Below are 13,592 nucleotides of genomic sequence, written 5' to 3' on the forward strand. Positions count from 1 at the left end.
AGCTTGCGCCTTGGTCAGATAGATCCAATGCGCCAATCTTCCTGCCTCAAAACAATGACCTGCCGCTCGTGATAGGGCCGTATGTCCGGATCGGTCGTCAATATTGAAAGGTCGGCGGCCCGTCCCCCTCCCCTACCCGCCAGATGCCGGCGATTGCCACGAATGCTTCGCCGTTCATCGTGAAGCGATGCTTGGCTTTTGGCTATTTCTTGCCCGTGAACTCGAAGAAGGCCCATGCCGGCACAAGACAACGATTCCTCTTGGCGAGCTGCGTCCCTCGGAGCGGAAGTTGAAGACTGGCCCGCCGCACGGCCTGCATGGCGGAAAGCTGAAATTCATGGGTCCCAACCCGACTCCATTGCCTGCCGCCCTCATGACTTGGCCCATATCGTTCACCTTGATGTCGACAGCCCTGGGCAGATCGGCCTCGGTCTGTCGCGTCGGAACGCCGAGTTCGAGGCGCTGGATCATCGTGCGGTATTCGGCCCAGAGTATGAGTTGCTCATAGTCGTTGCACATGAGTCGGATACGGCTTCTCAACTGACTATACGCAGCCGCGGTACTTCTCAAACCTAGGCCGCATGGCAGTGGGCCTAAGGCCAAGGTGATCTCAACGCTTGGATCATCCGCCAGACACTGCGAGGACAAGCGTAGGGGGCCAGGCCGCGCCGCTATGAACGACGCTGCCCGGAGCGCGTGACGGTCCGGGGCACCCGCGTCCGGCCACTAACGCACCGCGCGCACGCAACTCGCACGGCTCGGCCGAATATCGCTTTCGGCCCTCCCGGCGCCGCAACGTCACCGCGGGCAACTCTCCAATCCTTCCCCATAATCGCCGCGAAGCGGCCCAGATGCCATCCCGCAATCAAAGCGAGGCGGGTTGGGGTTTCATCGAAACGAGCCGGCAGCAAGCGCGCATAAGTCACCTCGAAAGGCTCGCGGGGCGGATTTTGGAATGAGGAGCGGGCCGCAGCGGTACGAACGACCTTTTCAAGGAACTCCACCTGACCTTCGCGCCTCGGACACCAACCAGGGTGCGCTGTTCCGTCCTGTGTGATACGGGCTGGCGAATCGGCTAACGTTGCAAGCGCGATTTGACAGCCGTGCAAATCGCCGAGATTGGTAGCAATATCAACAGGATATTCGGAACTTGCCGTCGTTTTTTGGATACATGCTGATCGATCGGGCAAAGCTGCCGCCTTCGTTAACGTTCCATTAACTTTAAATTCCTTGCGTCGTTTAGAGAATCGGGCACTATTCACGCTTGAAAATCTTTTTAGACGGAAAAAGCGTTATTCGAGGCTCCTAAATGAATATCCGGCCGAATTCAGACGCTGATCTGGACTTCGACGAGGCTATCGTCGCGCAAGGCGAACTGATCTCCGACAAGCTGAACATCCTTCGATTCGAACAGTATCCACCCAATGCAGCCAAGGGACTGAGAGCGTTTTCGCTGTCGGAAGTTGCCGAGTTTTTAGGCGTGACGTCGAACAACGTAAAAAAGCTGCATCTGGACGGCAAAGGACCGGTACCGGCGACCACCCCCTCGGGCCGGCGTACTTACACGGCTGCGCAGATGCTGGATCTGCGGCGGTATCTGGACAAGCACGGCCGTCCTGGAATGAAGCAATATTTGCCGCATCGGCGCCTCGGTGACGCGATGCAGATTGTCTCTGTCGTGAACTTTAAAGGCGGCTCCGGTAAGACGACCACCGCCGCCCATTTGGCGCAATACCTCGCGCTCACCGGGCACCGAGTCTTGGCGATCGACCTCGATCCCCAGGCCTCCTTGACGGCGCTGCATGGAATCCAACCGGAACTCGACCAAAATCCATCCCTCTACGAGGCCCTTCGTTACGATGACGAGCGAAAGGACATCGCGGAGCTTATCCAGCCCACCAACTTCCCTGGTCTCGACATCATCCCAGCGAATCTGGAATTGCAGGAATACGAGTATGAAACTCCCCTGGCCGCTTCGAAGCAGTCAGCTGAAGGACGGACGTTCTTCACACGGATTTCGAATGCGCTCAAATCAGTCGATGATCGCTATGATGTCGTCATTGTCGATTGCCCGCCCCAGCTGGGTTATCTCACGCTGACGGCGCTGACGGCGTCGACGGCCGTTCTGATTACCGTGCACCCACAGATGTTGGACATAATGTCGATGTCGCAATTTCTTCTGATGCTGGGCGGCATATTGCAGTCGATCAAGGCGGCTGGAGCCACCGTGAAACTGAAGTGGTTCCGATATCTTGTGACGCGGTATGAACCGACCGACGGACCCCAGACGCAAATGGTCGGCTTCATGCAAGCCATGTTCGTCGAGCACATGCTGAAGGCGAATATGCTTAAATCGACGGCGATTTCCGATGCCGGCATGACCAAGCAGACGCTTTACGAAGTCGATCGCTCACAATTCGTACGCTCGACCTATGATCGGGCGATCGAGAGCATGAACGCGGTGAATTCTGAGATCGTCACGCTTATCCACCGCGCGTGGGGGCGTCGATGAGCGAGATTTTGACAGCCGTGCAAATCGGCGTTTTTTCGATGTTCGTCAGGGCCTTAGGTTGGATGGAGCGCTGAAAAATGGCTAGGAAAGGCTTGCTGACGAGCATAATAAGCCCGGACGCGGCGGTAGCCGACGCCGCCGCGCGGTCTCAGTACGCCCGGCGCGGAGCATCGCGAACGATGATGTTGTCGCTGGATGAGATGTCGCAGAACTCTGCCAGGCTTTTGGAAGGGGAAGCGGTCGTCGCCTTGGACCCGGGCCTCGTCAATGCTTCGCCGACAGCGGACAGGATGGAACTGGATGACCAGGACTATCGCGATCTGGTGGCCGCGATGCGGGCAAATGGCCAGGCGTCACCAATACTGGTCCGGCCGCATCCAACCGAGCATGGCCGGTATATGGTCGTCTTTGGCCGGCGACGGCTAAAGGCCGCGGCCGAGATCGGTGTACCAGTGCGCGCGGTGATCAAGCCTATGGCGGACGAGGCCGCTGTGGTCGCACAAGGTCAGGAAAACTCGGCCAGAGCGGACCTTTCGTTCATCGAACGCGCATTGTTTGCCCGGCAAGTGCTGGACCTTGGCCACTCGAAGGAGACTGCGAAGGCCGCATTGACGGTCGATGATTCTGTGCTTTCCAGGATGCTTTCCGTCGTTGATGTCATTCCCGCGGTGGTGATCCGCACTTTGGGACCCGCAAAAGGTGTCGGTCGTGACCGATGGGAGGAACTCAAGAAGGCGGTTCTGGCGCCAAAGAATGCGGCCGCCGCTGTGGACCTGGTCGAGAGTGCAGAGATACGACAGGTGGATGAGGCCGAACGGTTCAATTTCGTCTTGGCCGCGCTTCTTCACCGGTCCAGGAAGAAGTTGGCGCCGTCCACCACGACATCATGGTCATCATCCGATCAGGCCGTTCTTGCCAAGGTTGGCGTGAAGGGCAGAGCGGTCAGCATCTCCCTGTCGTCGAAGAATCAACCGGGGTTTGGAGTGTGGCTCTCGGAGAACCTTGAGGATCTCTACCAAGCCTTCAAGAAGACACAGAAGGTTCAAACAGGAGACTAAACCGCAAAAGAAAAAGGCCCCCGAACGTCACCGTCACGGAAGCCCTTCTCAAGTCTGTAGCAAGCTGAGAATCGCAAATCCGCGAATCACTGTCAAGTGCTTTGGACGTCGTTTGGCGAGCAGATTTCTTTTGCCTAGCGTTAGGTGAAGGAAGATGGGGACGCATATCGCAACGACGCCCTTTGGGCGGCGGTCAATGTCGCTTGACATAATTGCAAGTCAGGCCAGGGCTGGAAAGATCGATTCCGATGCCACGGTTTCCAAGTGGCAGGCCTTCGGGAATATCAGGGAAGCCAAGGAAGCGCTCGGCGCTACCGACCGCGCATTGGCGATCCTTAACGCCTTGCTGACGTTTCACCGTGATGACGAACTTTCGGGCGAGGGCGGTCTCGTCGTCTTCCCGTCGAATGAGCAGCTTATCCGCCGTGCCAACGGCATGTCGCCGGCGACGCTCAGGCGCCACCTGTCTGTTCTGGTCACGTGTGGCCTGGTGATCCGGCGCGACAGCCCGAATGGCAAACGCTTTGCCCGTAAAGGCCAGGGAGGTCAGGTTGAGCAGGCCTATGGTTTCGACCTGTCGCCGATCGTGGCGCGCGCTGGCGAGTTCAAGGAATTGGCAGCCGCGGTCCAGCACGAGCGGAAGGCCTATAAGCTGGTCAAGGAGCGCCTTACGATCTGCCGGCGCGATATCGTCAAGATTATCGATGCAGGGCTCAATGAAGATGTGCCGGCCGATTGGGGACGGTTCCTGAGGCGGTACGAGACAATCATCGCGAAGCTACCGCGTACGGCATCGCGGCAGGTGCTCGAGACGATTGCCGACGAGTTGGAGGATCTTTGGACGCAGGTCCATCAACTGCTGGAAACGTTCGTGAAATCACAAAATATGAGCGCCAATGAGTCCCATTTTGAGCGCCACATACAGAATTCAAACCCACACTCTAATTCTACCGATGAATCTGAAAACCGCTCTGGAAAAGAGAACGAAGCGAGCGCCACGGCTGCGAAATACGATAATGTGCGCAGTTTGCCCAAACGCGATCTGCCCCTAGGGATGGTCCTGGATGCCTGCCCCGAAATCCTGACCATGGTACGTGGGGGGCAAATTCGAACATGGCGGGACTTTGTGGCCGCGGCCGAGCTTGCCCGGCCCCATATGGGGATCAGTCCGAGCGCTTGGCAGGAAGCCGTCGAAGCCATGGGTCCGGAACAAGCGGCAGCAACGGTTGCAGGGATCCTCCAGCGGAGCAATCATATCAACAGTTTGGGGGGCTATCTCAGGAACCTGACGGAAAGGGCTCGTGGCGGACAGTTTTCTGTATGGCCTATGATCATGGCACTGCTCCGGGCCAGGCTTGACGAAAAGGCAGGGAAGTCCCCGGCAGAACCGTCCTGGACGGAGGCGGACGTCGGCAACGATCTAGTTGATCGCCCCAGACACACCGAAATCAGCGAGGCTCTGCGGCTCAGCATGAAAAACAGGGGCTGGGAGTGACGGGCGCTGGATACCATGCGGCGCCCGGTTTTCAGCCGCCTATCGGGGCAGGGGAGGGGGCTGATAACGCATTCCGTAAGGGCCAACTGCGATTCCCTTGACAGTGGGAGCCAAGGAGCCTCTTTGTTCGAGGTCTCATATGAGATCAGTCGGGCCAGCCCTAGCAAGTGTCGCTGACGTGCTCGGCTTGCCAGTAACGGCGCGCGTCGCCTCGAACCGAATAGCTGATCACGGAGCAGGGAGGGGGCCGTTTGGCTCTACAGCCCGTTCGCCTCGTGAGATTGACGCGAAAGCGGTCGCGATGGCGTTGGTATTCCGCGTCATCTCGGCGGAGGCGTGGCCAAGCCGGCCCGCGCAAAAGGTCGAAGCCGATGATTTCGGATCGGCGCAAGCCGCCTGCGAAATCCAAAAGCAACATGACGCGTCGCGCAGACCGCGCAGGTGCCGCGGTCAAGCGTTTCCCGCATGGCGAGTCGAACGACGCGCAGGATGGGTTCCTTAATGGGGAGTGGAGGCGCGTTTGTTATTAATGCCGGCGAGCACGGTGGAGATATGCCGTGCCCTTCCGGTCGACCGCGTTGCGTATAGTGCCAAGTCAGCGACGACAGGCAGCCCTCGATTGTCGACACCGACTTGTGTCGCTTGCCGATCCAGAGGTCTGGACCGTGATGTAGAGGCCGACGATCTGTGGGTCTGGCCGCTGCGGATCTGACGCCGGCACCGGGCTCAAAAAATGCTTCCAGTTGGAGCATAGGCGCGACGGGTGTTTGCCGAACTCGCTGCCCCGGCATAAGCGCGCACATGGTCAGCTCGATTTGCGTGCATGCTAGGACGGTGGCAGCAGCTTGAATGGTTCGGTCCTGGGCTTGAAAGGTGCCGAGAACTGCCATACCTTTTGCACAGGAAATATGACTCTCAATATGGTAGGATGAATTCTGTGGCCCATGCACTCAAGATCCCCGAGCAGAATGGACCTCTCATCTTGTCCTATATGGACCGGAACGGGAAGATTGCGATCGAGCAGGTCGCGGACGGTTTTGGCATGTCCAAGGGCCAGTTGGCCCAGACCGCCGGTCTTGCTCGCGAGACCCTTTATCGCTCAGAGCGCAGCGCCGCGGTCAAGACACAGGGGCGTCTGCGGGAAATGCTTGAGATCATCAGTCGTGTGACGGATTGGGCGGGCGGCAAGGAGCAGGCGATGGCTTGGTATCGAGCTCAGCCGCTTCCAGCATTTGGCGGACGCACTGCTGAAGCGCTGGTGAAGGAAGGCAAGGCCGCTGCGGTCCGTGATTATCTCGATCACATGGCCGTCGGTGGTTTCGCTTGAGGTTCGTTGGAACCTGCTACCGGGCACACGATCCACGTTGGGCATTCAAGCCGACTTCCGGCGAAGGGGCGGCGATCAGAGGTGCGCGATTTAATCCCAAAGGCGTGCCGGCGCTATATTTGGCGCTGACCATCATGACAGCGGTCAAGGAAGCCAACCAAGGGTTCGCGCACCGGATCGATCCTTGCGTGCTGTGTTCCTATGAGATCGACTGCGATGACATCGTGGATCTGACAACGGACGAGGCAAGGGGAGAATTTTCTATCGCGCTCGAGGACATGGCCTGCGCCTGGGCGACGGCGCTCAGCGACGGAGAGCGCCCGGCGTCCTGGTCCGTCTACGACCGGCTGCGGCCTCGCAGTATTGCCGGCATTGTGGTCCCCAGTTTCGCGCCGAGCGCCGAGATGGAGGATCGTAACCTGGTGCTTTGGGACTGGGGTCCGGATCTGCCGCACAAGGTAACCGTATTCGACCCAAGCGGCCGGTTGCCGAAGGACCAGCTCTCCTGGCGATGATGCACGTCTCGGCATCCGAAGGGCAGGGGAGGGGCCTTCTCCCGCGCCTAAAGCCCGGAGGCTTTTGTGAGATTGACGCGGAAACGATCGCGTCTGCGCTGATATTTGCGGGTCATTTCAGCCGAGGCATGGCCGAGCTGCTTCTGCACATAGCGTTCGTCGACCTCGGCCGAGGAGGCGAGGCCGGCGCGCAGCGAATGCCCGGCAAATTTTTGACCGCGTTCGCCTTCGGGCAAATCTCCACGCACGCCGGCCGCCAGCGCGGTGCGTTTGACCAGGCGGGCGACCTCCTGGTCGTTGAGCCGGTCGGCTCCGACTTTTTTGCCTTGCCCTGCCACCCGACGAAAAAGCGGGCCGTGGGCAATGCGCGCAAGTTTCAGCCAGGTCTGCAGGGCAACAACCGGACAGGTAGCGTCGGAGGAACCACGACCGATTTCGACCTCACGCCAGCCGGTCTTGCCCCGCAAGGTGACCAGAACGCCCTTGTCGGGAAAAAATTCGATCCAGCCCGAAGAATCCTCGGTCTGGTCCCGGCCGCAGTCGAGGCCGACGACTTCGGAGCGACGCAGGCCGCCGGCGAAGCCGAGCAGCAGCATTGCCCGGTCACGCAAGCCGCGTAGCGTGCTGCGGTCGAGCGTTTCCAGCATGGCGATCAGATCCTCGGGCAACACCGCCTCCTTCTGGCGGGGCGGGGCTGCGTGCTTGTTGCGAATGCCGGCCATGACGGTGGCGATGTTGCGGTCCTTTCTGTCCAGCGGCTGGCCACGCTGAGAAAAATTCCAGGTCAGCGAAGAGAGACGTCGCTCGATTGTCGAGACCGCGTTCGGCTTCTTGTCGCCCGCTACGTTGCCGGACGCGCAGGCCGTGATGTAGAGGCCGACGACCTGCGGATCGGGCGGCGACACATCGAGATGCTGGCGGCGCGCCCAGGCGCAAAAATGCTTCCAGTCGGACGCGTAGGCGCGGCGCGTATTGGCCGAGCTCGCCGCCTCGACGTAATCGCGCGCCCGATCGGCCAGTGCGTCGAGATGCGCCGGCAGGCGCTCGGTCGAGACGACCGGAAGGGGAGGGGGTGAGGAGTGGTCGGCATCGCCGGCGGAAAGCCAACGATTTGGCTGTCCGAACTCCGAACGGTGAGCGTCCGGTTCCTCTTCAGGCGGATAGGAAGGTCCGGTGGACCTTTCGAAGGATGACGAACGCCCGAAGGGCTGGGAGCCATAGCGGAGAGCTTCGGCTTCCGCCGGCTCTTGCGGCGCGCGGCCCATCTCCAGGACGACGTCGATGATGTCGGGCAGGTCATCGGCCAACGTGGCGTCGGCCTCGGCCGAGCCTGCAGCCGCGTTCTGGTTAACACGTTCCCGATCGACAGGGGGCGCCGTTTCCTGCGGTCGAGCGGAGCCGCGCTGACTACGGTGTTCGAGGTTTTGATCGATGTGAGAGGCCATTTCTTATATGAAGAGCAAAATGAATGATAATGCAACATTATCATTCGTTTTATGCGTCCGACAGGCTGTGCGTTTTGGTGCGAAATCGATGGCGCAAAGCGCACGGCCGCTTTATCCTCGGAAACATGATTCGCCTCGATCCCGCGACCGCCAACTCCGTTGCGCCGCCCACGGTTCCGGCCTGGGCGCTTGCCGCCGGTGGTGGGCCGAGCGACGCCGACGCCGCCTTCCGGGCTGGCGCCGCCCTGGGCGCGCTCGACACCCTCGCCGGCGCGCAACCTGCCTGGGCCGGAGCCTGGCGCCAGCGGCGGGCGCTCAATTGCGCTGTCGCCAGCATGCGGCTCGCCGGCCGCTCAGAGGACGCAGCCGCGCTGCGCGATGCCTGGCATCTTCGCCCGGCCGGCGCCGATCCCGGCCCCGCCGGCGCCATTTTGGGCGCCTGGCGGCAGTTGGCCGCGCAGCCGCCCATCGCCAACGCCGACAGGCTTGAAAAGATCGTCGGCCAGCTTGGCCTTCACTGGGACGGCGCGGCGCTCGCTGACCTCTGCACGGAGATCGAGAAGCTGGCCGAATCCCAGCGGCCGGCACCATTCGCCGCCGCGGCGATTGCCGCGCGCGTCGTCGCCATTCGGCCCGATGCCGAGCTTTTGGCCTGGTGGCTCGCCGACCTGGTGCTGGCGCAAAGTTTTCGGTGGCCGCGGCCGCTGCCGCTGCTCATGAGCCAGGTTTTTTCGCCGACCTTCCGCGCTGAAGGTGGAGGCAAAAGAATCCGGCCGGGCGAAAAGAATTTTGAGCGGGCGGTCTGCGGTGCGCTGGTTCAAGCGGCGGCGGTGGCTTGCCGGCTGGCCGCCGAATTGTCGCGCCGTGCCGAAAAACTTCTCTCCGTCACGCCGAAACTGCGCGCGAAAGGCGCCGGCGACGTGATTTTTTTGCTGCTGAATGAAGATGCCGTTTCCGGATCGCTGGTGACAAAGAACCTGTCGCGCTTTGCGGCCCGGCGCCTGTTCGAACGGCTGCAACAGCTCGAAGCGGTGCGCGAGCTTTCGGGCCGCCCCAGCTTCCGGCTGTTTGGTCTCTAGCGATGAGCGAAGCGTCCGCCCGCCGCAAGCCGAACGAACAGCCTGTGCTGCTCGATACGGAACTGGACCACCTCCCGGCGGAGCTGCGCTGGCGCGAGTGGATGGGCCGCGTCGAAGCGGTGATCTTTGCGGCAAATGAACCGGTGACACGGAGTGTGCTGGCGCGGGTGGTGGGGAAGAATTGCAACATCGAGCTGATCATCGACGACATCCGCACCGAGCTCGCCGGCCGCCCTTACGAACTGGTCGCGGTCGCCGGCGGTTGGCAGCACCGGACCAAGAAAATTTTTGGCGACGCCATCCGCTCCGCCTTCGGCACGGCGGCGGGCGAGGGGGCAAAAGAACTGTCGCAGGCGGAGGCGCTCGTGCTGATGTGCATCGCCTATTTCCAGCCGATCACCCGCGGCGAGTTGTCGAGCTTCTTCGGCAAGGAGGTGTCGCGCGATCTGATCGGCGTGCTGAGGGGCCAGGGGCTCATCGCCTCGGGGCCGCGCAGCCCGCAGCCGGGCGCGCCCTACACCTATGTGACGACGAAGACTTTTCTGTCGCAGTTCGGGCTCGACACGCTACGCCAGCTGCCGGATTTCGAGGCGCTCGAGGATGCCGGGCTGTTGTCGAAGGAAAAGCTGCTGGCCGGCGGCATTCCGGCCGGGTTGGCTACCGCGGAAGGCAGTGACGATGTCGTTGAGGATCAGATGTCGTGAGCGGCGGCGTTGTTGCGTTGCGACCATCAAGACACTCGATGACTCCGGGCTAGCACGACTGGTCCTGCGGCAGCCGGTGATCGGGATCGCTAATCACAGGAGCCCCATCGTTGAACTAGAGTACTGATTCAAGAAGTCGCTCCGTCACACAACGGCATATTTCCTTCCTCGAAGCTCAAAGGCTCTCATTCCGCCTTCCATTGTTTCGGTTATAGCTTCCCGAACTGCGGGCGTTTCTATCGCCCCATCCTGTTCGATGGCAATCTGAGCTGCCCTTATAGCTTCCGTGGCGTTCGGTTCGACACTCGGCATTAAGGCAATAACCTTGTCGGCATCGCCATTCACGACGAAATTTGGATTGTGGGTCGCAAAGATTAGCTGACGCTTGCGTTTGGTGGTCTGCAACAGCTTGGCTATCGCCATAACCACGCGGTTGTCGAGGTCATCTTCCGGCTGGTCGATTATGAGCGTTCCCGCCTCTTGGTTGAGGAGCAGGGTGAGAAGTGCCGAGGCCTGCTGCCCGGGCGACGCACGCTCAAAAGGCATGTAACTTCCCCGATCCCTGTATTCGAAGCGAATAAACGGCGATGCCCAAGCCGATAAAAATTTGCCTAGTCGATCATCGTCCAATCGGGCCAGAACAAGGCGCGCCTGATTGTCAGTTAGCCAGTTCAGCGCAGCCTTTAATTCCGTGATGTCATTTGGATCAACTTCATTCCCATTACCTCGCAGTACCTGTCCGTGTCTGATCCGTTGTAGGCGGTGAACAAGCTCCTCCCACCCTTGACGCCCGTTTCGGGCGGCGTTTTCAACGAGCTCCCGGCAGCGGGCGTCGATTTCACGGATGCCACAACGCTCGCACAGCTCCATCAAGGCGTCCACAAAGCGACGCGGTATTGTCTCCTCCTCTACATGAGCGCGAAGGACACCAGTGGACATTTCCTTGACGCGGTCCGATGCCTCGTTGAGGATTTCTCGCAACGCCGTCAATCGCGTACCGAGCAGGGTTCTCGCCTCTGCAAGTCGGGAGTCAACCCCGACCAATTTGGACAGGGCGGCCTTGGCGTCTTGGAGGTTTCTCTCGGCCACCTGCTGTTCTTCGCCAAGCTGGCGGAATTCTGACAGCAGCGTCGTCAGATGCGATTGCGCTAGACTCGCGACGGCGTACTGCTCGTTGAATTTGGATTGGGCCTCACCGAATTCCCGCTGATGCCGTGCAAGTTCCTCAAGCGTGAGTTCGAGCGCGTCGGTGATCTCTTTGATGCCGCCACGGAATCGGTCATTCAACCGCACTATGCTTTGCCGTGCGTTACTAACAGACGATGTCTCCACAAGAGCATCCCATCCTTCCATGGGAATTTCCCTGAGCAGCTTGGCCTGGCCAAGCGTTGCCTGAGCAAATTTCACGGCGGTTTGGAACGACGCAAAGGTTCGATTATACACGGGCTGCTGGTCGAGAATCGCCTGTTGGTCGGCACTAAGACCGCCCTGCTCGAGACGGTTTCGGATCGACTCAAGGCGCCTTACCAAATCACCAGAAGCAGACTCAGCGCGGTTGAATGCGGCCTGTGCTGCCCAACTTTGAACAACCTGCTGGAATGCCGCACGGATTGCGCGCTCCGCCTCGTCGATATCCTGCTCTGCCTTCCGACGGCGATCGACACTTTCTGCCGCAGCTATGCCAGTTATCTGTTCATCGGCGGTCTCTGGCCGTCTCACCATAGTTGACAGCTGCTTTTGGGAAAATGCGCGGGCGCGAAACCGCTCCTGCGCCACGCTGATGGGAAGATCGCGCGACTCGCCGTCCGTCGAGACGGTAACCATGGTCTGCTTATCCAGCGTGCGCCGCCACGTTTCGATGACGCCATTCCGGTCGAGGTCGACCTCGACGAACCCCGCTATCAGCGTCGAGGTGATCATGTCCCGTTCGCGACTAGTCGCCACGTCATCAGCAGCGTCTAGCGTGCTACGGCCAAGCGCAAACCTCAGATACTCCAGGATCGCCGATTTCCCGGAGCCTCGGCCGCCGATGAGGGTGTTGAAACCATCGTTGAATGTGATGCTGAAATCGTCCCCCGTTAGTGTCGAGCTTACCCGCAGTTCCAGAACCCGCTGGCTAGGAATGGAGGGCTCAGCATAGGTAATGCGAGCTTCATCAGCCAAAACCGCCTGCCGGACGGCTTCCGCGGTAGGCTCCCCGAGCCGCATCCAACACGCATTTGTGCCAAGGTCGGCATAATTGGATGTGCGGTTGTCACCGGTCGTGATAATCCCGTGACGACGATCACCCCAATCTGATATCTCACCGTAGATCTTTTTTCGCGTGATCTCATCAAGGCTTGCAAACGGCTTCTCGTTGTAAACGCCGTCGACTTCGAGATCGGCGAAACGCTGATGAAAGCCCTGCCTCAGAATATCCTTGTGGCCACCCCTGCTGGCATGAGGCAGCGCGATATTCCTCCCTTAAGCATATCATCCTGGAAGATCGACCCAAGTAGGTCCTCGATATCCTTTCCGCAGAGGCTAGCCTGCGGGGCTTTGGCGGCGTGGGGATCTGGTGCAGGCACTCTGGGCATCATGCCAAACAGGCGACCTATGACTCCGGTTGGCGTACCCTGGTCGAAAAGTATCAAGCACTGGACAGAGTCATTGCATGTCACTTCCATGCCCGGAAGCAACCACAGCGTCGGCTTGGCGGTGTGTGATCGCTCAATAGCTCGGGCCACATAGGGGTACATGACTATGTCGTGGTGATCCGTGATCGCGATCGCCCCGATGTCCCTCTTGAGGCATGCCGCCACGAATTCGTCCGCCCACGCTTCACGCGCCAGCTCCTTTTCCTCAGACCCACCTGGCAAGCCACCGCCGCCTGTCCATCCGGCGTCGCGCGGCGTATGGATCTGAAAGTCAGTCTTGCGCCACACCGCCCCCGGGTGATGTCCCTTCGGATAATTCATTCTGCCCCCAACTCGCGGATGCCGATATATGGTCTTGTAGGATGGCTCAGTCTTCTGAATGCGCGACCCATCCAGGTAGTGCGGCGGAGCCGAGACTAGCCCAAGCCTCGGGATCACCAACACGCTGGAAAGAGTTCTCTAAAGTGACGGCAGCATCGACACAAGCGGCCTAACAGAATTTCCAAGAATACTTTTGACGATACCATCGGTGGAATTCTTATGCTGCTAATCGAATCGAACTACCAAGCGGTCTTTTTTCTTCGGGTTTGTACATCATTCGGATACCACCAACTGTTTCGGCACTAGCAGCGCCCATCAGAGGGCGGATACCCGTAGAGTTGGCCATGGCGACGGAAAACGCCAAGCCGAACATCAGCGTCACCGCAACGTCCACCCTGCTTCTCAGACGCTTTGGTTATAGGCCAGTACCAAATCTTAGCTTCCGGCTTTTTGGGTCTTCTCGTGCCGGGTTATCTGCGAACACACCATAGCCACCTTGG

At 59.9% G+C, this 13,592-nt stretch carries 11 protein-coding genes; 7 read left to right on the plus strand and 4 right to left on the minus strand.

What is annotated here, in order from left to right; translation table 11 throughout:
* The first annotated feature begins 1,309 nt into the window (after positions 1-1,309).
* The 5 genes from repA to FJ948_RS20105 all read left to right on the plus strand — a co-directional run bounded on the left by repA (position 1,310) and on the right by FJ948_RS20105 (position 6,907).
* Positions 1,310-2,512 (plus strand): plasmid partitioning protein RepA, encoded by a 1,203-nt coding sequence (repA, locus tag FJ948_RS20085; RefSeq protein WP_140707430.1) that lies wholly within the window; start codon positions 1,310-1,312, stop codon positions 2,510-2,512.
* A 77-nt stretch (positions 2,513-2,589) separates the two neighbouring features.
* Positions 2,590-3,570 carry a plasmid partitioning protein RepB gene (gene repB / locus FJ948_RS20090; RefSeq protein WP_140707432.1) on the plus strand — a complete coding sequence of 327 codons (981 nt, stop codon included), beginning with the start codon at positions 2,590-2,592 and terminating at the stop codon, positions 3,568-3,570.
* Between the two features lie 154 nt (positions 3,571-3,724).
* Positions 3,725-5,065 (plus strand): plasmid replication protein RepC, encoded by a 1,341-nt coding sequence (repC, locus tag FJ948_RS20095; protein WP_140707434.1) that lies wholly within the window; start codon positions 3,725-3,727, stop codon positions 5,063-5,065.
* A 991-nt stretch (positions 5,066-6,056) separates the two neighbouring features.
* Positions 6,057-6,392: an MbcA/ParS/Xre antitoxin family protein gene (locus FJ948_RS20100; RefSeq protein ID WP_181173754.1), complete on the plus strand. Its 336-nt coding sequence runs from the start codon at positions 6,057-6,059 to the stop codon at positions 6,390-6,392.
* The gene (locus FJ948_RS20105; RefSeq protein WP_140707438.1) at positions 6,389-6,907 is read left to right on the plus strand and encodes an RES family NAD+ phosphorylase; all 519 of its coding nucleotides are present in this window, start codon (positions 6,389-6,391) and stop codon (positions 6,905-6,907) included. The genes FJ948_RS20100 and FJ948_RS20105 overlap by 4 nt, the downstream gene beginning before the upstream one ends.
* 47 nt (positions 6,908-6,954) lie before the next feature.
* On the opposite strand, the gene FJ948_RS20110 is transcribed toward FJ948_RS20105, so the two are convergent.
* The gene (locus FJ948_RS20110) at positions 6,955-8,172 is read right to left on the minus strand and encodes a site-specific integrase (RefSeq protein ID WP_318012870.1); all 1,218 of its coding nucleotides are present in this window, start codon (positions 8,170-8,172) and stop codon (positions 6,955-6,957) included.
* Positions 8,173-8,477: 305 nt separating this feature from the next.
* Between FJ948_RS20110 and FJ948_RS20120 the strand changes: the two genes are divergently transcribed.
* Together FJ948_RS20120 and FJ948_RS20125 are read left to right on the plus strand one after the other, a co-directional pair.
* Positions 8,478-9,431: a DUF1403 family protein gene (locus FJ948_RS20120; protein WP_140707440.1), complete on the plus strand. Its 954-nt coding sequence runs from the start codon at positions 8,478-8,480 to the stop codon at positions 9,429-9,431.
* Positions 9,432-9,433: 2 nt separating this feature from the next.
* The gene (locus FJ948_RS20125; protein ID WP_140707442.1) at positions 9,434-10,135 is read left to right on the plus strand and encodes an SMC-Scp complex subunit ScpB; all 702 of its coding nucleotides are present in this window, start codon (positions 9,434-9,436) and stop codon (positions 10,133-10,135) included.
* Between the two features lie 144 nt (positions 10,136-10,279).
* On the opposite strand, the gene FJ948_RS20130 is transcribed toward FJ948_RS20125, so the two are convergent.
* The 3 genes from FJ948_RS20130 to FJ948_RS30450 all read right to left on the minus strand — a co-directional run bounded on the left by FJ948_RS20130 (position 10,280) and on the right by FJ948_RS30450 (position 13,474).
* A complete protein-coding gene (locus FJ948_RS20130; RefSeq protein WP_348643008.1) occupies positions 10,280-12,589 on the minus strand; it encodes a TrlF family AAA-like ATPase in 2,310 nt (769 codons plus the stop codon).
* Complete coding sequence (locus tag FJ948_RS20135) at positions 12,544-13,092, minus strand: PHP domain-containing protein (RefSeq protein WP_140707446.1); 549 nt, start codon at positions 13,090-13,092, stop codon at positions 12,544-12,546. The genes FJ948_RS20130 and FJ948_RS20135 overlap by 46 nt, the downstream gene beginning before the upstream one ends.
* A gap of 217 nt (positions 13,093-13,309) precedes the next feature.
* The gene (locus FJ948_RS30450) at positions 13,310-13,474 is read right to left on the minus strand and encodes a hypothetical protein (RefSeq protein ID WP_210242278.1); all 165 of its coding nucleotides are present in this window, start codon (positions 13,472-13,474) and stop codon (positions 13,310-13,312) included.
* Between the last annotated feature and the right edge of the window lie 118 nt (positions 13,475-13,592).

The organism is Mesorhizobium sp. B2-3-12 (assembly GCF_006442205.1).
In the GTDB taxonomy this organism is placed as follows: Bacteria; Pseudomonadota; Alphaproteobacteria; order Rhizobiales; family Rhizobiaceae; genus Mesorhizobium.